General features: G+C 60.2%; 17 protein-coding genes. 5 read left to right on the forward strand and 12 right to left on the reverse strand.

Annotated features, from left to right (window positions below; genetic code table 11):
• Positions 1-40: 40 nt before the first annotated feature.
• The 3 genes from betB to betI are packed head-to-tail and all read right to left on the reverse strand — an operon-like array spanning position 41 to position 3,826.
• On the reverse strand, positions 41-1,504 hold the full coding sequence (betB, locus tag ACP90_RS23875; protein ID WP_062490416.1) for a betaine-aldehyde dehydrogenase: 1,464 nt from the start codon (positions 1,502-1,504) through the stop codon (positions 41-43).
• Positions 1,505-1,549: 45 nt separating this feature from the next.
• Positions 1,550-3,208 carry a choline dehydrogenase gene (gene betA, locus ACP90_RS23880; RefSeq protein ID WP_062490418.1) on the reverse strand — a complete coding sequence of 553 codons (1,659 nt, stop codon included), beginning with the start codon at positions 3,206-3,208 and terminating at the stop codon, positions 1,550-1,552.
• A 15-nt stretch (positions 3,209-3,223) separates the two neighbouring features.
• On the reverse strand, positions 3,224-3,826 hold the full coding sequence (gene betI, locus ACP90_RS23885; protein WP_023002215.1) for a transcriptional regulator BetI: 603 nt from the start codon (positions 3,824-3,826) through the stop codon (positions 3,224-3,226).
• Positions 3,827-4,190: 364 nt separating this feature from the next.
• Between betI and ACP90_RS23890 the strand changes: the two genes are divergently transcribed.
• From ACP90_RS23890 to choV, 3 genes are all read left to right on the forward strand, one after another.
• Positions 4,191-5,135 carry a choline ABC transporter substrate-binding protein gene (locus ACP90_RS23890; protein ID WP_062490420.1) on the forward strand — a complete coding sequence of 315 codons (945 nt, stop codon included), beginning with the start codon at positions 4,191-4,193 and terminating at the stop codon, positions 5,133-5,135.
• A gap of 83 nt (positions 5,136-5,218) precedes the next feature.
• Entirely contained in the window at positions 5,219-6,061 is an 843-nt protein-coding gene (gene choW / locus ACP90_RS23895) for a choline ABC transporter permease subunit (RefSeq protein ID WP_055657561.1), read from the forward strand.
• Positions 6,058-7,101, forward strand: a complete 1,044-nt coding sequence (gene choV / locus ACP90_RS23900) for a choline ABC transporter ATP-binding protein (protein WP_062490422.1) — start codon at positions 6,058-6,060, stop codon at positions 7,099-7,101. Before choW ends, choV begins: the two co-directional genes overlap by 4 nt.
• A gap of 290 nt (positions 7,102-7,391) precedes the next feature.
• Here the strand turns inward: choV and ACP90_RS23905 are convergent, their stop codons facing one another.
• Entirely contained in the window at positions 7,392-7,604 is a 213-nt protein-coding gene (locus ACP90_RS23905; RefSeq protein WP_006934329.1) for a cold-shock protein, read from the reverse strand.
• 383 nt (positions 7,605-7,987) lie between these two features.
• Between ACP90_RS23905 and ACP90_RS23910 the strand changes: the two genes are divergently transcribed.
• Complete coding sequence (locus ACP90_RS23910; RefSeq protein WP_023002219.1) at positions 7,988-8,353, forward strand: BA14K family protein; 366 nt, start codon at positions 7,988-7,990, stop codon at positions 8,351-8,353.
• Positions 8,354-8,490: 137 nt separating this feature from the next.
• Here the strand turns inward: ACP90_RS23910 and ACP90_RS23915 are convergent, their stop codons facing one another.
• Both ACP90_RS23915 and ACP90_RS23920 read right to left on the reverse strand, forming a co-directional pair.
• Positions 8,491-8,946 (reverse strand): YaiI/YqxD family protein, encoded by a 456-nt coding sequence (locus ACP90_RS23915; protein ID WP_062490424.1) that lies wholly within the window; start codon positions 8,944-8,946, stop codon positions 8,491-8,493.
• On the reverse strand, positions 8,943-10,196 hold the full coding sequence (locus ACP90_RS23920; RefSeq protein ID WP_062490427.1) for a TIGR03862 family flavoprotein: 1,254 nt from the start codon (positions 10,194-10,196) through the stop codon (positions 8,943-8,945). Before ACP90_RS23920 ends, ACP90_RS23915 begins: the two co-directional genes overlap by 4 nt.
• A 176-nt stretch (positions 10,197-10,372) precedes the next feature.
• Here ACP90_RS23920 and ACP90_RS23925 point away from each other — a divergent pair, with 176 nt between their 5' ends.
• Entirely contained in the window at positions 10,373-11,566 is a 1,194-nt protein-coding gene (locus ACP90_RS23925; RefSeq protein ID WP_062490429.1) for an HD domain-containing phosphohydrolase, read from the forward strand.
• Between the two features lie 116 nt (positions 11,567-11,682).
• Here ACP90_RS23925 and ACP90_RS23930 read toward each other — a convergent pair whose 3' ends face one another.
• The 6 genes from ACP90_RS23930 to ACP90_RS23955 all read right to left on the reverse strand — a co-directional run bounded on the left by ACP90_RS23930 (position 11,683) and on the right by ACP90_RS23955 (position 17,938).
• A complete protein-coding gene (locus tag ACP90_RS23930) occupies positions 11,683-11,898 on the reverse strand; it encodes a hemin uptake protein HemP (protein ID WP_062491931.1) in 216 nt (71 codons plus the stop codon).
• A 423-nt stretch (positions 11,899-12,321) separates the two neighbouring features.
• Positions 12,322-12,786, reverse strand: coding sequence for an Rrf2 family transcriptional regulator (locus tag ACP90_RS23935; protein WP_075283567.1), 465 nt, complete (start codon positions 12,784-12,786; stop codon positions 12,322-12,324).
• Positions 12,787-12,887: 101 nt separating this feature from the next.
• Entirely contained in the window at positions 12,888-13,955 is a 1,068-nt protein-coding gene (locus tag ACP90_RS23940) for a LacI family DNA-binding transcriptional regulator (protein ID WP_062490431.1), read from the reverse strand.
• 200 nt (positions 13,956-14,155) lie between these two features.
• Positions 14,156-15,334: an NAD(P)/FAD-dependent oxidoreductase gene (locus ACP90_RS23945; protein ID WP_062490432.1), complete on the reverse strand. Its 1,179-nt coding sequence runs from the start codon at positions 15,332-15,334 to the stop codon at positions 14,156-14,158.
• A 318-nt stretch (positions 15,335-15,652) separates the two neighbouring features.
• A complete protein-coding gene (locus ACP90_RS23950) occupies positions 15,653-16,858 on the reverse strand; it encodes an ABC transporter substrate-binding protein (RefSeq protein WP_062490434.1) in 1,206 nt (401 codons plus the stop codon).
• A 93-nt stretch (positions 16,859-16,951) separates the two neighbouring features.
• Positions 16,952-17,938 (reverse strand): branched-chain amino acid ABC transporter permease, encoded by a 987-nt coding sequence (locus tag ACP90_RS23955; RefSeq protein WP_023002229.1) that lies wholly within the window; start codon positions 17,936-17,938, stop codon positions 16,952-16,954.
• Between the last annotated feature and the right edge of the window lie 2 nt (positions 17,939-17,940).

Consider the following 17,940-nt stretch of genomic DNA (forward strand, 5'->3'; position numbering starts at 1 on the left):
GGTTGGTCAACCTGTTCTAGGTGGAACGAGAAGCAGCGCCTTAAAACGCTGCCTCAACACCGCCCATTTCCACATAAACGCTTTTGGTCTGGCTATAGTACTCGATCGCGGCATGGCCGTTCTCGCGGCCGATGCCCGACTTCTTGTAGCCGCCAAATGGCATTTCGATCGGGGTCAGATTGTAGGTGTTGATCCAGCAGGTGCCTGCCTGCAACTGGTCGATCACCCGGTGCGCCCGCTGAATGTCCCTTGTGAAAACGCCCGCGGCAAGGCCGAAGTCGGTGTCGTTCGCGCGGGCGATGACGTCGTCCTCATCGGTGAAGTCGAGCACGCTCAGCACCGGGCCGAAGATTTCCTCGCGGGCAATGCGCATGTCGTCCTTCACGTCGGCAAAGACGGTCGGCTGCACGAAATAGCCGTCCGGGAAGCTGGCGACAGAGGCTGAACCACCGCCACACACCAGCCGGGCGCCCTCCTCCTGACCGATCTGCATGTAGTGGAGCACCTTGTCGAGCTGCTGTTTGGACACAAGCGGACCAATATTGGTTGCCTCGTCCAGCGGATCGCCCAGAACGGCCTTGGCGGTGCGTTCGGCGAGCCGTGCCACAAAGGCTTCCTTGATCGCTTCATGAACGAACACGCGCGTCCCGTTGGAGCAGATCTGCCCGGTGGAATAGAAGTTGGCGTTGATCGCGGCGGACACCGCGTTTTCAATGTCAGCGTCCTCGAACACGATCAGCGGGGATTTGCCGCCGAGTTCCAGCGTTGTCTTCTTCAGATGCTCACCCGCAAGGGCTGCCACTTTGGCGCCGGTCGGGACAGAGCCGGTTAGCGAAACCTTGGCAATGGCCGGATGAGCGACCAGCTTTGCACCGACATCACCAAAGCCCTGAAGCACGTTGAAGACACCAGCGGGCAGACCGGCCTCGGTAAAGGCCTCCGCCAGTTTCAAGGCGCTCAGCGGGGTGACTTCCGAGGGTTTGAAGATCATGGCATTGCCGCAAACGAGTGCGGGAGCAGACTTCCAGCAGGCGATCTGGATCGGATAGTTCCAGGCGCCGATGCCGAAACAGATGCCGAGCGGTTCGCGCTTGGTGTAGGCGAAGGAGCCGCCCAGATCGATATGTTCGCCGGTAAGCGTTGCGGCCAGACCACCGAAGTATTCCAGGCAGTCGGCGCCGGACGCAGCATCGGCAATCAGGGTTTCCTGCAAGGGCTTGCCGGTGTCGAGCGTTTCCAGAATGGAGAGTTCCCGGTTCTTTTCACGCAGGATCTCTGCCGCCCGGCGCAGCACCCGGCCGCGTTCGACTGCTGGTGTTGCCGCCCAGACCTTCTGGCCTTCCTGGGCAGAGCGGATTGCCGCCTCGATCACGGCATCGTCGGCCGCGCGGATCTGCGCGATGACTTCACCGGTTGCAGGATACAGCGAGTCAAAGGGAGTGCCACTCTGGCTCTCGACATATGAGCCGCCGACATAGTGGGACGCTTGCGGTTGGGCGCGCATGGGTTGGCTCCTTGATCTGTGTGTCTGCCGTTGGACTGCCGGGGATCATCGCTGGCTGGATTGCCAGTCCGGGTGGATCCACGGTTCCTGGTTGGCCGCGGGCAGCGGGGTCTTGCCGAGAATATGGTCCGATGCCTTCTCCCCGACCATAATCGAGGGGGCATTCAGATTGCCATTGGTGATTTGCGGAAAGATGGAACTGTCGGCAACACGAAGCCCGTCAACGCCGATCACCCGGCATTCAGGGTCGACCACGGCCATGACATCATCCTTCGACCCCATCCGGCAAGTGCCGCATGGGTGATAGGCGCTTTCCACGTGTTCGCGGATGAAGCCGTTCAGGTCCTCGTCGCTCTGTACACTGTCTCCCGGCTGGATCTCCTTGCCACGATAGGGGGCAAACGCCTCCTGGCCGAAGATCTCGCGGGTCAGGCGGATACAGGTGCGGAAGTCTTCCCAGTCGTCTTCGTGGGACATGTAGTTGAACAGGATCGACGGCTTGGCCTTCGGATCGCTGGAGGTCAGCTTGATACGGCCGCGCGATTTGGAGCGCATCGGTCCGACATGGGCCTGGAAGCCATGACCTTCGGCTGCTGCCTGTCCGTCGTAACGCACGGCGAAAGGCAGGAAGTGATACTGGATATCAGGATATTTCACGCCCGCCTTGGAGCGAATGAAAGCGCAGCTTTCGAACTGGTTCGATGCACCGAGACCCTGCTTCAGGAACAGCCACTGGGCCCCGATCACCGCCTTGGAGAACAGGTTCCAGTGCTTGTAGAGCGTGATGGGCTGGGTGCAGGCCTGCTGAAGATAAAGCTCCAGATGGTCCTGCAGGTTGGCACCGACGCCCGGCCGGTCGGCCACGACGTCTATCCCCATTTCGGCAAGATGCGCCGCCGGGCCGATGCCGGACTGCATCAGGATCTTCGGCGAATTGATGGAAGACGCCGACAGGATCACTTCGCGGGCAGCTTTTGCCTCGCGGACCTCGCCGCCGGTTTCGAATTCCACACCGACCGCGCGCTTGTCCTCGATCAGGATCCGGCGCACGAGAGCCCCCTTGATCAGGGTCAGGTTACCGCGCTTCAGTGCCGGCTTCAGATAGGCGTTTGCGGCAGACCAGCGCCGGCCCCGATGGACCGTCATTTCCATGTCGCCGAAGCCTTCCTGACGCTCGCCATTGTAGTCGGCGGTCACGCCATAGCCCGCCTGCTCGCCGGCTGTCTTGAAGGCGTCGAAAAGCGGGTTCCACTTGGTACCGCGCTGGACATGCAGCGGACCGTTGGTGCCGCGCCAGCCGTCCTGGCCGCCATGGCTGTGCTCCTGGCGCTTGTAGTACGGCAGCACATGGCGATATCCCCAGCCGCTCGCACCCATCTCTTCCCAGGTGTCGAAATCACAGGCATGGCCACGCACATAAACCATGCCGTTGATGGAGGATGATCCACCGATCACCTTGCCACGCGGTGTGGCCAGGCGCCGGCCCTCCAGATGCGGTTCCGGTTCGCTGGTGTACCCCCAGTCATACAGCGGCATGTTCATCGGGTAGGACAGGGCAGCCGGCATCTGGATCAGCGGACCGACATCGGTGCCGCCGAATTCCAGCACAAGCACCCTGTTGCTCGGGTCTTCCGACAGGCGGTAGGCCATCGCACAGCCGGCGGATCCGGCTCCGACGATGATGAAGTCGAACTGGTCGCTCATGTTGATCCTAGCTGCTCAATTCTTGGTGTTGCGCGCCAGGTGGACGGCAATCTGGGTTTCCACATAGTCCTCGACCAGCTCGATCGCGGCCGGCCGGTCGGTCTTGCCGTCGCGCAGGGCTTGCCGGATCCAGACGCCGTCAATCATCGACGCCGTGCCTTCGGCAATCCGGCGTGCTTCGTCCTGAGGCATGAAGGCCCTCAGATTGTGGGTCAGGTTCGAGGCGAGCCTTGCCGAATAGATATTCAAAAGACGATTGTTGCTGTCGGTGGTACGCGACTGAACGTAGAAGGCGAGCCAGGCCGCGATCACGGCGGGCTGAAACTGGTCGACTGCAAAGTTGCCGGCAATGATTGCCGAAATACGCTCGCGCGGGGTCTCCGCCTTTTCCAGGCTCTCGCGGATCGCCCGGCCGAGTTCGGTCAGGAGATGGCGCATGGTTGCGGCAAGCAACTGGTCCTTGGAGCCGAAATAGTGATGCACGAGACCGCCGGAAACGCCTGCGCGCTTTGCGATCTGCGCCATGGTCACGTCGCTGTAGCCGCGTTCGTGTATGGCATCGACCGTCGCGTCAATCAGACTGCGCCGCCGTTCCGCTTCCATTCCGACCTTGGGCATTTCAACCTCCGACACAGGGCGAGAGAAGAATTCGGCTCAGCGTTTCTGGCGATGATCAGACGGCGGCACACCCGGACAAGAACAAGTCCGGTTACCGATCGTCACGATCATGGTGCAGCAGCGTCAAGGAGAAGGAAAAGCCTTCCCAAGAGCCTCTGAATGCGCCTTGCCGCGTTCGTCTCACATCCAAGTTTTATTTTTAATTGATCAGTCAATCAATGAAAACTTGCAATTTTTTCCCGTGGATGTTTGGATCTAGGTTAGGCAGGCTGTGGGCAGAGGAAACTGAGGGCGTTAGAACCACACTGACACCCCATGCCCTGCAGAAAAACAAGAAAACAGACTTTCCATAGGAGGTATACATATGAAAGTAGCAGCGAAACTCGCTGGAGGCCTGGCGCTCGGGCTGATGCTCACGGGAACCGCCCTGGCAAACGATCCGGAAAGCTGCCAGACGGTTCGCTTCTCCGACGTCGGCTGGACTGACATCACGGCAACCACCGCCGCAACCTCGGTCGTCCTGGAAGCGCTCGGCTACAAGCCGGAAGTTAAAATCCTGTCCGTTCCGGTGACCTATGCGTCGCTGAAGAACAAGGACATCGACATCTTCCTCGGCAACTGGATGCCAACCATGGAAGGTGACATCAAGGCCTATCGCGAAGACGGCTCCGTGGAAACGGTCCGGGCCAACCTGGAAGGCGCGAAGTACACGCTTGCCGTTCCGGAATACACCTACGAAAAAGGCCTGAAGAGCTTCCAGGACATCGCCAAGTTCAAGGACGATCTCGACGGCAAGATCTACGGCATCGAGCCGGGCAATGACGGCAACCGCCTGATCATCGGCATGATCGATGAAAACCTCTTCGAACTGGAAGGTTTCGAAGTGGTGGAATCCTCCGAGCAGGGCATGCTTGCGCAGGTCGCCCGTGCAAACCGCCGCGAGGCGGACATCGTCTTCCTCGGCTGGGAACCGCACCCGATGAACGCCAATTTCAAGATGAAGTATCTTGAAGGCGGCGACGACATTTTCGGCCCGAACTATGGCGGAGCCACCGTCTACACCAACGTGCGCGCCGGCTATGTCAAGGAATGCCCGAACGTCGGCAAGCTGCTTGAAAACCTGGAATTCTCGCTGCCCTTGGAAAACGAGATCATGGGTGCCATCCTGATCGAGGGTGAGGATCCCAACAAGGCGGCAGCCGCCTGGTTGAAGGAGCATCCGGCAACCTTCGAAAACTGGCTCGTCGGCGTGAAGACTTTTGATGGCGGCGACAGTTTCGCGGCCGTCAAAGGGGCTCTCGGTCTCTGATCGCTGACCAAAATCTGGCGCCGGTGCGGGTCTCCTGCCCGGCGCCACTGGTTTTCCAAGAACAATAATACCGGAGCAGTGGCGTGGACTGGCTCACAGAACACAAGCTGCCGATCGGGCCGTGGGCGCGCACCTTGGTCGATTGGCTCACCGACAACGCCTATTGGGTGTTTGACGGAATCTCGGCAATTCTCGAAACGCTGATAGACGGAATCCTCTGGTTGCTGCAGACGCCGCATCCATTGGTCATCGTTGTTGTCGCCGTCGCCATCGGCTACCTGGTCCACAGGACCATTTCCTTTGCGGCTTTCGTGGCAATTTCCCTGCTGCTGATTATCAACCAGGGCTACTGGGAAGAAACGACCGAAACCCTGGCGCTGGTGGTTGCCGCGTCCGTGGTCTGTATGGTGGTCGGCGTGCCTGTCGGTGTGCTGGCCGCGCATCGCCCCCGCTTCTACGCGGCACTTCGCCCTGTGCTGGATCTGATGCAAACCATCCCGACCTTCGTTTACCTGATCCCGGCACTGATCCTATTCGGCCTCGGCATGGTGCCCGGTCTCATCGCGACCGTCATCTTTGCCATTCCCGCACCGATCCGTTTGACGCAGCTTGGCGTTTCCTCGACGCCGACCGCGCTGATCGAAGCCGGAAAGGCCTTTGGAGCCACCAAATCGCAGCTGCTCTGGAAAATCGAGCTGCCCTACGCCCTGCCGCAGATCATGGCTGGCCTGACGCAGACGATCATGCTGTCGCTATCGATGGTCGTGATTGCCGCCCTTGTCGGTGCGGACGGCCTCGGCGTGCCGACGCTGCGCGCCCTGAACACGGTGAATATCGCCCAAGGTTTCGAAGTTGGAGTCTGTATCGTCCTGATCGCCATCGTGCTTGACCGCTTCTTCCGCGCCGAAGAGGGGGGCAAACGATGAGCGAGACTAACAAATCGGCTGTCGTTTCCTTCAAGGACGTCGACATCGTTTTCGGCGAAAAGCCTCACACGGCTCTGCCGCTGATCGATGCCGGCAAGACCAGGCAGGAAATCCAGGCAGAAACCGGCCAGATCCTCGGCGTTGCCGGTGCGACCTTCGACATCTACGAAGGCGAGGTCATCGTGCTGATGGGGCTGTCCGGCTCCGGCAAGTCGACGCTGCTCCGGGCCGTCAACGGTCTTAACCCGGTCATCCGGGGTGAGGTGCAGGTTCATGACGGCAAACGATACGTCAATCCGGAAACCTGCTCTGAAAACGATCTGAGGGAATTGCGCCGGCACCGGATCGGCATGGTGTTCCAGCAGTTCGGTCTTCTGCCCTGGCGCACGGTGGCGGAAAACGTCGGCTTTGGCCTGGAGCTTGCAGGCATGCCCGCAAAGGAGCGAGCCGCAAAGGTAGAGGCGCAGCTCAAGCTGGTTGGCCTTAACGGCTGGGGCGAAAAGCACGTACACGAGCTATCGGGCGGCATGCAGCAGCGCGTTGGCCTCGCTCGCGCCTTTGCGACCGACGCGCCGCTTCTGCTGATGGACGAACCGTTCTCGGCTCTCGACCCGCTCATCCGCGACAAGCTGCAGGACGAATTGCTCGACCTGCAGAAGGAACTCAACCGGACCATCATCTTCGTCAGCCACGATCTCGATGAAGCCGCCAAGATCGGCTCGCGCATCGCAATCATGGAAGGGGGACGGGTGATCCAGCTGGGCACGTCGCAGGAAATCGTCAAGTCGCCGGCAACCGACTATGTGGCTGAATTCGTCAGCCACATGAACCCGCTGAACGTGCTGCGCGCGCGCGACATCATGGTGCCTCCCGGCAGCTTGCCGGGCTCGCTCGCCAGCGCCCTGACCTGCGATGCCGACGCTTCGGTGCGTGAAGTCGCGCAGCTGAAAAAATCCAGCAAGGATCCGGTCGTCGTGAAAGCAAGCGGCTCAATCGTCGGTGTCATTGGCGAGAAGGAACTGCTGGACTGCATGGCGTAAGGCGTGTGGCGACCTGGAGTTTTTCCGCACATTGAGCCTCATCCTGAGGAGGACCGCCAGGTCCGTTTCGAAGGATGGGCCACTTGTTCAGGAGGTTGCCGCCCATCCCTCGAGACAGCGCTCTCGCGCTTCCTCAGGACGAGGATGAACAAATCGACCGCGCTGAGTGGGTGAAGATACGAGGCTTGGTTTCATCCTCAAAAACAAACAAAAAACGGGACCAGAAGGTCCCGTTTTTCGTTGTTCAATCCGCGCCAGCCGTCCCCGGACGGAGGCTGCAGCCTGAAACCTTAGAGCAGCTCGAGCTGAGCAGCCTGCTTGCCGCGGCCGCGACGGTCGTCTTCAGCAACGAAGGAGATCTTCGCGCCTTCGACGGGCGTTCCGATACCGGCCTGCTCGAATGCGGTGATGTGGACGAAAACGTCCTTGGAACCGTTTTCCGGAGTGATGAAGCCGAAGCCACGGTCATGGTTGAAGAATTTAATGGTGCCGTTCTCGCGCATGGAGAAACCTTTCCGCTGGTTGGATGCGCCATCCCGTTTCCGGCAGGCGCGGATAAACGAGAAGTCAACAAGAAACGGAAAGCTTGGAAATTCAGAGCAGCGCTTGATGGAGCCCTGCCGAAGTCAGTCTCACCGGGTCTTTCGTCAGTCCCGTACGGCACAACGCGTACCGATGGAGAATAATGTAGGTCCAGGTGGCGCTTACGGCAAGCGAAAGATTTTTGCAGTGGTCAAACCGAGGCCACAAAGCCGATAAATCCTGTTCCGGTGACAAAGTGACAGCTTGTGACACCAGTCACAGAGCCCGACCGGGGGGCGGGTTAGTTTCGTCTCATGAGTTGAGGCGGACAGCAGGGCCTCACGACACTGGAAGGGACACCGTCATGTTCAAGAAGTTTGCAGTTACCGCCTCTGCGCTGGCTCTTGTTGCCGGCGTCACACTGACCTCTCAGGCCACACCCGCACATGCCGCCAAGGGCTGGCAGGTCGGTGTCGGCGTCGCCAGCGGCCTTGCCGCCGGCGCGATCCTCGGGTCAGCACTTTCCCAGCCGCGTTATGTCGCTCCGCCCCCGGCCTACTATCCGGCTCCGCCAGCCTACTATCCGGCACCGGCTCCGGCCCCGGTCATCTACCGTCCGGCTCCGTGGAGCCCCGCCTGGTACAACTACTGCAGCCGCAAGTATCGTTCGTTCAATCCGAACACCGGCTACTTCCTGTCCTATTCCGGACAGTACCGCTTCTGCCAGTAAGGCAGTTTCCAACTTCGCCGGGCCATAACCGGCCTGAAAAGGCCACCGGCCACTCCCTGCAAGGGTTTCCTCCCCTCCTTGCAGGGAGTTTTTTGTTGGAACACCGATGTCGCCAGGAAGGATTTATGTGTCTGCCCCTAGGGGGATATACGTTTTGCCGCGCGCATGGTGGTCTCAAGCTGGTTCAGAAAGCGCGATCTGTCGGCCTTCGTGAAGCCAGGCCCGCTTTCGCGGATCTCTCCTATTTCACGCAAATGCGTGTTGAGATCCCGCATGGCGAGGCGCATGCCGATGGCATCCTCGCGAAACGGCTTGCCTGTCGGACCGATGACAAGAGCCCCCGCCTTCACACAGCGTGCCGCAAGCGGCACATCGGCCGTCACGACCACATCACCCGCCACAGCACGTTCCGCGATCCAGTTGTCGGCTTCGTCCGGCCCTTCAGGAACGACAACCCGCTCGATCAGATCGCCTTCGGGAAGCCGCATCCAGCTGTTGGAAACGAACTTGATCTCAACATTGTGGCGCTCGCCCACGCGAACGGCCTCGTCCTTGACCGGACAGGCATCGGCGTCGATGTAGAGCACGGTCATGTCGCTTGCTCTCCTTTCGAGCTTTGGAGAAAGGCCGCAATGCCGTCTGCTGCCCGGGCACCTGTCGCAAAACACGCCTGCAGCAGGTAACCGCCCGTCGGCGCTTCCCAGTCCAGCATTTCACCAGCGGCAAAGATGCCCGGCATCTTCTTGAGCATCATGCCTTCGTCCAGTTCGTCCAACGCGATGCCTCCGGCGGAAGAGATCGCCCGGTCGATGGAATAGGGCGCGTCCAGAACAACGGGAACGGCCTTGATGCAGCGTGCGAGGCTTTCCGGATCGGATGGGACATCGCCGGCTTCGCGCAGCAGCGCCATTTCAACGGGGCTCAGGCGAAGGACTTTCTTGAGGAACGTGGCTGCAGACTGCTTGCCCCGGGGTCTTGAGAGTTTCGCTGCCAGCTCCTCAATTCCGGCCTGCGGCCGCAGATCGATGTGCAGTGTCGCCGAACCGGTCTCGTTGATTGTTTCGCGCAGCTCGGCGGACAAGGCGTAGACGGCACCACCTTCAAGGCCCTGAGCCGTCAAGACCGCCTCCCCTTGCACCCTTTTACCGCCATGAGACAGGGCGATACGCTTGAGCGGCGTACCGGCAAACCGTTCTTTCAAAAAATCGCTCCAGCCGGTCTGAAAGCCGCAATTTGCCGGCTGGAACCGGTTGATGCGAACACCGCGTTCTTCCAGCATCGGCACCCACGCGGCGTTGGAACCGAGCTTCGGCCAGCTTGCACCGCCCATGGTCAGAAGGCAGGCACGTGCGGTGAGGGATTGCAGGGCGCCTTCACCTTCAGTGTCTTCGGCGGCAGTTTCATCCCGTGTCCTGAGTTGAAGCGGTCCGTCTCCTTCAATGGCGCAGAGCGCATGCCGGGTCATCAGCCGAACGCCATTGGCATCCAGCCGACGCAGCCAGGCACGCAGCAAGGGGGAGGCCTTCATGGATTTCGGGAAGACCCGTCCGCTGCTGCCGACAAAGGTTTCTTCGCCAAGACCTTCGCACCAGCGCCGCAGCCTTTCGGGCGGGAATTCCTGGATCAATGGGGCCAAAAAGGGTTCGGCCTGCCGGTAGCGCGCGAGGAACGCGGTCAGGTCTTCGCTGTGGGTCAGGTTCAGGCCGCCTCGGCCAGCCATCAGGAACTTGCGCGCGGGCGAGGGCATGCGGTCGATAACCACAACGCTATACCCGTTTTCGGACAAGCGCTCCGCAGCAATGAGGCCGGCCGGACCGGCACCGGCAATCAGGACGTCGAACATGCGGCCTTATAGTTCAAGGCGGGCTGCAAAGACCACCATCGATTTTCACCAGAGCCGGAGTTGGTGTGTCGAGAATTATTGCAAGTATTTGTTATCAGTCTCATGAGAATATCATCTAGGGGGTGTACCTGCGGAAGTTTTCCCGGCGGGTCTGCTTCCTGTGAAAGGAGCCGTGAATGGAAAAAGGCACGGACCTGGTAGTCGTTGCCGATCCGGACAAAGACGTTCAGGCAGGCTTTGAACGCCTGTTCGGCAGTCACATGGGGGTTGCCTGCTTTTCCGAAACGGAAGCTGCATTGCAGTTTCTGAAGCAGAACCATGGCACAGCCGTCATTTTTTCCTGTTTCAATCTGCCGGGCCGTGGCGGAACAGCCTTTCTGCGAGCAGCGGAGACCATTGCGCCTCAAGCCGCGCGGGTCATGCTGACCCGGGAAAACTCGGCAGATGCGATCAAGAAGACGCTGAATGAAGCCCATGCCTTCATGTATCTGGAAAAGCCCTGTCAATCGACAGATCTGGCCAGCGCCATGGAAACAGCTCTCTCCCATCATTTTCAGCTCGCCAAGGACCGGGCACTGCTGGAGCGGACACTTGCCGGATCCGTCAAGTTGCTGATCGACATGCTGGCGCTCTTCCACCCGGAAGCGTTCCGGCGTACGAGCACGGTTCGCAAACAGGCCCTGCGGCTGGCCAAACGCCTGGGCATGAAGAAAACCTGGGAACTGGAAATGTCGGTGATGTTGTCACCGCTTGGCGAGGCGTTGCTGCCGAAACAGATCCTTGCCCGCTACCGTGCCGCACGCGGCCTGACCGAGCAGGAGCGCAATATCCTGGACCGGGCACCGGACCAGACCCGGGATCTTTTGAAGAACATACCGCAACTGGAGAAAGTCTCCGAATACCTGTTTCTATCCGGCCGCGGTTTCGACGGCTCGGGCTTCCCCAAGGACGGGCCAACGGGCAAGGAAATCCCGATGATTGCCCGCATCCTCAAGCTCTTGACGGATCTGTGGTATGCAAGCCCGGAAAGCGGACCGGATGCAGCGGCCTTCGAGGCGCTTACCATCAACAAGCGCAAATATGATCCGATGCTGCTGGAGCTGGCCAAGGAAACGCTGATGGACGACGTGCCGGAGGAGCGCAAAAGACTTGTTGCCGAATGCTACATCCGCTCTCTCCGGCCGGGTGATGTGCTGATCGACGACGCCTTGACCGAAACCGGTCACGAACTGGTTCTGTCCCGCGGCCATATGCTGACACCCACCACCATCCGGCGGCTGGAACATTTCCACCAGGCCGCAGGCGTGCGCCAACCCATCCGCGTCGAACGCCATTCGGCACCCGAAGAAGCTCTGATCGATACGGCTTGAAGGTGGAGAACGAAAGGCTGTGGTGAGAGCGCCGGGCATATCGCAGTCTATAGAGAGGGCGCTCCCTCTGCCGCACCCCTTCCCCGCAAAAGGGAAGGGATGTCAGCCCGGCAAAATCATTTCGTCAGGATCAGCTTGCCCTGCTTGGTGATCGACAGACGGTAGGTTTCGTCGTTGTGGCGGATCTGGATCTGGCGCTGGCCGCTGAACAGGTCGCGTGTGTCGAGTTCCGATTTCTGCTCACGCGGCGGTGTTGCCGCAAAGGCGCGCGTGGCGCGGCTGCTGGAACCCAGGGAGAGGCGGTGCTTCTGGCTGTTGGCGGTCGGTGTCATTGCGCGCAATCGGTCCTTGGCCTTTGTGTTGCTCCTGAAACTGTTCAAAAAATCAGCTTCTTGGCGGAGCGGTGGGACATCGGAATCAAAAGATGAGTTTCAAACTCAACTTTATACTTGACACTCATACTCAAGTTTTCCTATCAAGGCAATGCCTGATCGAAACGGAACCGGAAATCGCGTCCTCTGGTTTCGGATTAGACAGGACCTCCGGGCAACCGGAGTGACAAATGCCAGGCCAGCCAACCGCCCTCTCCTCTCCCTCAGCGGCAAGCCAGCCCGGCCTTTTCCTTGAGAGCCCGCGCAAGACGCGTGGCATGCCTTTCCTTTTCCCGACCAATCGCCACATGTTCGAGACATACGAAACGAAAAAGGCGCCGACCGGATGGTGGCGCCTTCGAAACTTTTTATGTCGATAAAACCTTACGCGTTGGCCGCGATCGGAGCCTTGGTCATTTCGATCTTCAGGAGATCGCGCATGCCGAAGCGGTCTTCCGAAAGGTCGGCAATCGACTTGCCGTCCAGAACTTCCATAAACGCCTCGAGCGCTTCATGCAGCAGGCCATTGAAGCCGCAGGACATGATGAGCGGGCAATCCTTGCGGCCACTGTCGAAACATTCGGCAAGAAGGAAGCTTTCCTCGGCGGCGCGGACAACTTCGCCAACCGAAATATTCTCTGCCGGACGAGCCAGCATGACCCCGCCGTTCCGGCCACGAATGGTCTTGATCAGATTTGCATCGACCAGAACCTTCATGATCTTGAACAGGTGGGTTTCGGACATGTCGAAGCTGGCCGCGATATCAGCGACCTTGCTTGGTTTGTCCGGGTTGACCGCGCAGTACATCAGCGCGCGCACGGCATAGTTTGTCTGTTGTGTCAAACGCATGCCATAGATATGAGGTGCGCGATCTGAAAGGTCAATTCAAAATTTGAGTGTGAGAGGCGACTTTTTGGCAGGAATGCCGGAAAGACGCCCCGTTGCCGGGATCAGACAGGTCGTCCGGCGGCGTCTGATGGCTCCAGATCCCCGGGCAGATTGTCCTTCAGGAACACATCGATGCCGATGCGCTCCTGCCCTTCGATGATCGGCACACCATCACAAAGCGCTTTCAGGACGCGGATGGCGCTGCGGATCTCGTGACCTGGGTCCTGCGCGATCACCGCATCCAGCACATCGTCCTGAAGCGCTTCGCGCGTGTAGGGCGTCAGTTCGTGTCCGACGAAGACGATGCCCTGGCTGCGGCCGCTTTCCTTCAGCGCCGCAATCGTGCCGCGGTTGCCCGCGCCGATATTGTAGAGCCCGGCAAGATCGGGATGTTCCGCAAGAAGCTTTCGCATCAGGTCCGCATTGCGGGCGTTGTCGTCCCTCCCCTCACGCACCTTCAGCAATTCCAGATGGGGATAGTCCTGCTCGATGACCGCCCGGCAGCCCTGATAGCGCTCCGCATGATCGCGAAGGCCGAGCGATCCGGCAATGATGGCGACTTTGGCCGGGGATCTGGGCAGGAAGCGTCCGAGCAATCGTCCGGCGGTGCGCCCGGCGGCGACGTTGTCGATGCCGACAAAATGCTGGCGGCTGGAGGAAGGATGATCGGAAACCAGCGTCACGACGGGCACCCCCCTGTCCTGCAGCCGGTCGATGGCTGCCTGAACCTCCGGGAACGCGGGCGCGACCACCGCGACACCGTCGCACTGCGAGCGGTCGAGGATCGCAAGCGTACCGGCCACCCTGTGCCCGTCGAAGGCGTCGATTGGCTCGACATGCACATGCATGCGGTCACCGCTCATGGTTTCGGCGTGGGACAGCGCTTCGCGAGTCAGGTCTTCCATGAAGGCGTTCGGGCCATTTGGAATGAGGAAGTGCAGGCGGTAGACCCGTTTCTTGGCAAGGCCGGCGGCAAAGACATCCGGTTTGTAGTTCAGCGCCTCGACGGCCTGCTTGACCTTTTCGATGGTGACCTTCCGGACACCCGGCCGCCCGTTGAGGACACGATCAACCGTTGCCAGGCTGACACCCGCTGTTTCGGCCACATCGTGGATCGTTACGCGCTTCATTCATCCCCCCGGACGTCAGCCATTTGCCGTTACTTCGCACCGGCACAGACCTTTTCCGCGGGAAGAGGACACTCAAGGCAACGGTGAAAGAGCGGCTTGGTTCCAAGCCTTCTTTCAAGCCACTATAACCAGCTTTGAGGGGCGATCATCAAAAAATGCTGCGCCGCGCAAAGTCTTCTACCAATTGATGATTACGAAACTCAGGCCACCTGCCCGGCGGCATGACCGGACGACCAGGCCCACTGGAAATTGAAGCCGCCGAGATGGCCGGTGACATCGACCACCTCACCGATGAAATAGAGGCCCGGCACCTTCGTGCTTTCCATGGTCTTGGAGGAGAGTTCCTTTGTGTTCACGCCACCAAGCGTGACTTCCGCCGTGCGGTAGCCTTCGGTGCCGACCGGCGTCAGCTGCCAGCGGTTCAACTGTTCTGCCGCCCGGCGCAGGACCTTGTCCGACTGGTCGGCCAGACGGCCTTTCAGGGCAAACGCCTGCGAAAGTTCGTCAGCCAGCCTGTTGGGCAGCAGTCCCCCCAGCGCGGTCTTCAAATCCTGTTTCGGGTTCTCCTGTCGGGCACTCCGCAAGGCTTCGAAGACGTCGGCCTCAGGCGACAAGTTGACCGAGATCGGCTTGCCTTCCTGCCAATAGGACGAAATCTGCAGCACCGACGGCCCGGACAGACCACGATGCGTGAAGAGCAGGCCTTCGCGAAAGGACGTCTTCTGGAACGAAACGACCGCATCCACCGAAACACCGGCAAGCCGGCCGCACAGTTCCTTGTTGGTATCGGAAAAGGTCAGCGGCACCAGCGCCGCTCGCGGGGCAATCACGTTGTGGCCGAAGCGCTTGGCCAGATCATAGCCGAAGCCGGTCGCGCCCATCTTGGGGATCGACGGTCCGCCGGTCGCCACAACAAGCGATGCCGCCCGCAACGGCCCCTTGGACGTTGACACGGAAAACCGGTCGTCGGGTTTTTCAATCGCCTTGATGTCCGTTTCCAGCTGTAAGGTGCCCCCGGCCGCTTCCAGCTCGGACAACAGCATCCGGATGATGTCCTTGGCGCTGTTGTCGCAAAAGAGCTGGCCGAGTGTCTTCTCGTGCCAGGAAATGCGGTGCTTTTCGACCAGTTTCAGGAAGTCCTGCTGGGTATAGCGCTTCAGCGCGGAGACGCAGAACCTCGGGTTTCGGGAGAGGAAATTAGCCGGCGAACAATGAATATTCGTGAAGTTGCAGCGCCCCCCGCCGGAAATGCGGATTTTCTCCGCCGGGTTTTTGGCATGGTCGATCACGAGCACCTTGCGCCCGCGCTTTGCCGCCTCAATCGCACACATCAGCCCCGCGGCACCGCCACCAAGCACAAGAACATCCAGATCACGCATGGCGGGGTGTATAGCGGGAATTTCGGGAGGGGGTAAGGGAGATGTGCGCTTGTTTTCTCTACCCCTCCGTCTTTCCGGACAAGCGCAGCCAATGCTGCGCGCCGATCCGGAACCCAGTGCGTAAGCGTGAGCGAACACTTGTTTGACAGAAAAGGAAGCAGCCGCGCTTTCAGCGCGAAATAAGTCTGGATTCCGGATCTGCGTTCGGCTTTGCCTCGCTTGTCCGGAATGACGACGGGAACCGAAGCGATGGAAACAGAAAAACCGGCGGCCCTTTCAGGTCGCCGGTCTCCTAAAAAACGCTTCTTGCGAAGTCGCTTATTTCATTTCGGTCAGGACTTCGAAGCCATTTGCACCGACTTCCCAAAGGGCGTAGGTGCCCGGGACGTCGCCCTTTTCATCGAAGTTGTGGTCGCCGGCTGCGCCCTTGTAGTCGATGGCCGCGCCGGCTGCGATCAGTTCCTTGGCCTTCTTCCACTCGCCCGGACGGATCGCTTCACCTTCGCCGTTGGAGACTTCGGCCATTGCCGCTGCAACGTCTTCCTTCTTGCCGCCGGCCTTTTCGACCGCCAGCGCCAGCAGGAACGCCGCGTCATAGGACGTTGTGGCAAAGATCGCATCCGGATCGCCGCCGATGCCCTTGAAGGCTTCGTTGAAGATGTCGAGGGATTCGGACTGTTCGCCAACCGGCGAGGACGAAACGAAGGTGGCCAGGTTTTCGGCACCCAGCTCGTTGATGACTGCTTCGGACTTCATGCCGTCGCCGCCGACGAACTTGTCGAAGAAGCCGTTTTCGAGAGCCTGACGCAGGATGGTGAGGCCGGTGCCGTCGCCGTAGTCGAAGATCACCAGCGTGTCCGCGCCGCCCTTGGCAAGTTCAGCAAGGTTGGAACGGTAGGAGGCCTTGCCTTCCTCATGCGCTGCGAACTGGGTGATCTCACCGCTGAGTTCATCGACGAATTCCGCCTTGAACGCGTTGGCAAGACCGGTGCCGTAGTCGTTGTTGAGGTAAGCGACGGCGACCTTCTCGTAGCCCTGCTCCTTCAGGGTACGGGCCAGTGCACGGCCCTGATAGTCGTCGGACGGCACAGTGCGGAACACGGTGCCCTTGTCGTCGAGGGTGGAGATTTCCGGCGAGGTGCCGGACGGCGTGATCATGGTGATACCAGCCGGAATGGTGACGGAACCGGCAGCAGCCAGAACCGCGCCCGAGCAATGCGGACCGACGACGCCGATGACGCCTTCGATGTTCACGGCCTTGGTTGCGGCGTCAGTGCCGTTCTGCGGGTTGCAGGCGCTGTCGCCGACAACACCGACCAGCTTTTCGCCATCGCCGATGCCGCCCTGCTCGTTGACCTGCTGAAAGGCCAGCTGCGCGGCGTCGATCATGGCCGGAGCCATGGCTGCGATCGGGCCGGAAATGCCACCGAGCAAGCCGATCTTGACATCGGCCTTTGCCGGCACGGATGCCAGCGCAGTTGCGGTCATCAGACCGGCTGCAAGCGCGAGAATCTTGGTTTTCATCAAAGTACCTCCTCATTATTCCGGTCTTCGCCGGGACTTTGGATTTTCGAGGCTCCGCCTCCCGATACCGGGAAGCTAGCCTGAGGAACGGATCTAAGTGTGATCCGCACCGGATCTTGTTGCTCGCCGGTCGCCTCTCAGCGGTTCCGGCAGCAGGCCTTCCGGCCGGAAGCGCAGCACCAGCTGCAGCATCAGGCCGATCAGGAACAGGCGAATATATTTGGCCTGGATCGCATATTCCGTCGGCAGGCGGTCAGTTGCGATTTCCGACATCGACCAGATGATCCAGACCACCGCAGCTCCGAGAATGGCGCCGCGGTTGTTTCCGGAGCCTCCAAGGATCAGCATGATCCAGACCAGGAAGGTCGCGACCATCGGGTCGATGGCTTCCGGGGTGATCGAGCGGTTGAAATGCGCGAACAGCGCACCACCCAGCCCCATCAGGGCCGAGCCGAAAATGAAGGCTTGCAGGCGGCGGAACTCGACATCCTTGCCCATGGCCTTGGCGGCGCCTTCATTGTCGCGGATGGCGCGCATCATGCGGCCCCAGGGCGCGTTGAACTGACGCTCGACCAGCAGGTAAGCCGCAATCAGAACGACAATGACAATGGCAAGATAGGCAGCCTGAGACGCCATGTAGGCGCTTTCCTGCGCCAGCGACGGAAACTCCGCCGCCGGGCGCGGAATACCGGAAATACCGCGGGCACCATTGGTCAGCACCGGTTCGGACTTGACCACAAGTCGAATGATTTCCGCAATCCCGATGGAGGCAATCGCCAGATAGTCGGAGCGGAACCGCAGACAGATCTTGCCGATAGGCCAGGCCACCAGAGCTGCGGCAAGCATCGCTCCGATCCAGCCGACGAAGAACGGCATGTCAAAGCCGCCGATACGACCGTCGGCATGTTCTGTCGTCAGGATCGCGGAGGTATAGGCGCCAACTGCGAAGAACCCGGCAATGCCGGCGTTGAACAGACCGGCAAAGCCCCACTGAATGTTGAGCCCCAGCGCCAGCAGCGCGTAGATGCCGATGAAGATCGCCATGAAGAGGGCGTAGTTGAGAAGACCGAGATATTCCATTT

Origin of the sequence: Labrenzia sp. CP4, assembly GCF_001579905.1 — a bacterium.
GTDB classification, from domain to species: Bacteria; Pseudomonadota; Alphaproteobacteria; order Rhizobiales; family Stappiaceae; genus Roseibium; species Roseibium algicola.

Excerpts from the sequence above, each read along its gene's own strand:
- ACP90_RS23955 (WP_023002229.1), bottom strand. The coding sequence starts at position 17,938 with ATGGAATATCTCGGTCTTCTCAACTACGCCCTCTTCATGGCGATCTTC.
- ACP90_RS23935 (WP_075283567.1), bottom strand. The coding sequence starts at position 12,786 with ATGCGTTTGACACAACAGACAAACTATGCCGTGCGCGCGCTGATGTAC.
- ACP90_RS23915 (WP_062490424.1), bottom strand. The coding sequence starts at position 8,946 with ATGACCGTGCTCTACATCGACGCCGATGCCTGTCCGGTCAAGGACGAG.
- ACP90_RS23925 (WP_062490429.1), top strand. The coding sequence starts at position 10,373 with ATGGAAAAAGGCACGGACCTGGTAGTCGTTGCCGATCCGGACAAAGAC.
- betA (WP_062490418.1), bottom strand. The coding sequence starts at position 3,208 with ATGAGCGACCAGTTCGACTTCATCATCGTCGGAGCCGGATCCGCCGGC.
- ACP90_RS23920 (WP_062490427.1), bottom strand. The coding sequence starts at position 10,196 with ATGTTCGACGTCCTGATTGCCGGTGCCGGTCCGGCCGGCCTCATTGCT.
- ACP90_RS23905 (WP_006934329.1), bottom strand. The coding sequence starts at position 7,604 with ATGCGCGAGAACGGCACCATTAAATTCTTCAACCATGACCGTGGCTTC.
- ACP90_RS23950 (WP_062490434.1), bottom strand. The coding sequence starts at position 16,858 with ATGAAAACCAAGATTCTCGCGCTTGCAGCCGGTCTGATGACCGCAACT.
- ACP90_RS23945 (WP_062490432.1), bottom strand. The coding sequence starts at position 15,334 with ATGCGTGATCTGGATGTTCTTGTGCTTGGTGGCGGTGCCGCGGGGCTG.
- ACP90_RS23930 (WP_062491931.1), bottom strand. The coding sequence starts at position 11,898 with ATGACACCGACCGCCAACAGCCAGAAGCACCGCCTCTCCCTGGGTTCC.
- choV (WP_062490422.1), top strand. The coding sequence starts at position 6,058 with ATGAGCGAGACTAACAAATCGGCTGTCGTTTCCTTCAAGGACGTCGAC.
- ACP90_RS23940 (WP_062490431.1), bottom strand. The coding sequence starts at position 13,955 with ATGAAGCGCGTAACGATCCACGATGTGGCCGAAACAGCGGGTGTCAGC.
- ACP90_RS23910 (WP_023002219.1), top strand. The coding sequence starts at position 7,988 with ATGTTCAAGAAGTTTGCAGTTACCGCCTCTGCGCTGGCTCTTGTTGCC.
- ACP90_RS23890 (WP_062490420.1), top strand. The coding sequence starts at position 4,191 with ATGAAAGTAGCAGCGAAACTCGCTGGAGGCCTGGCGCTCGGGCTGATG.
- betI (WP_023002215.1), bottom strand. The coding sequence starts at position 3,826 with ATGCCCAAGGTCGGAATGGAAGCGGAACGGCGGCGCAGTCTGATTGAC.
- betB (WP_062490416.1), bottom strand. The coding sequence starts at position 1,504 with ATGCGCGCCCAACCGCAAGCGTCCCACTATGTCGGCGGCTCATATGTC.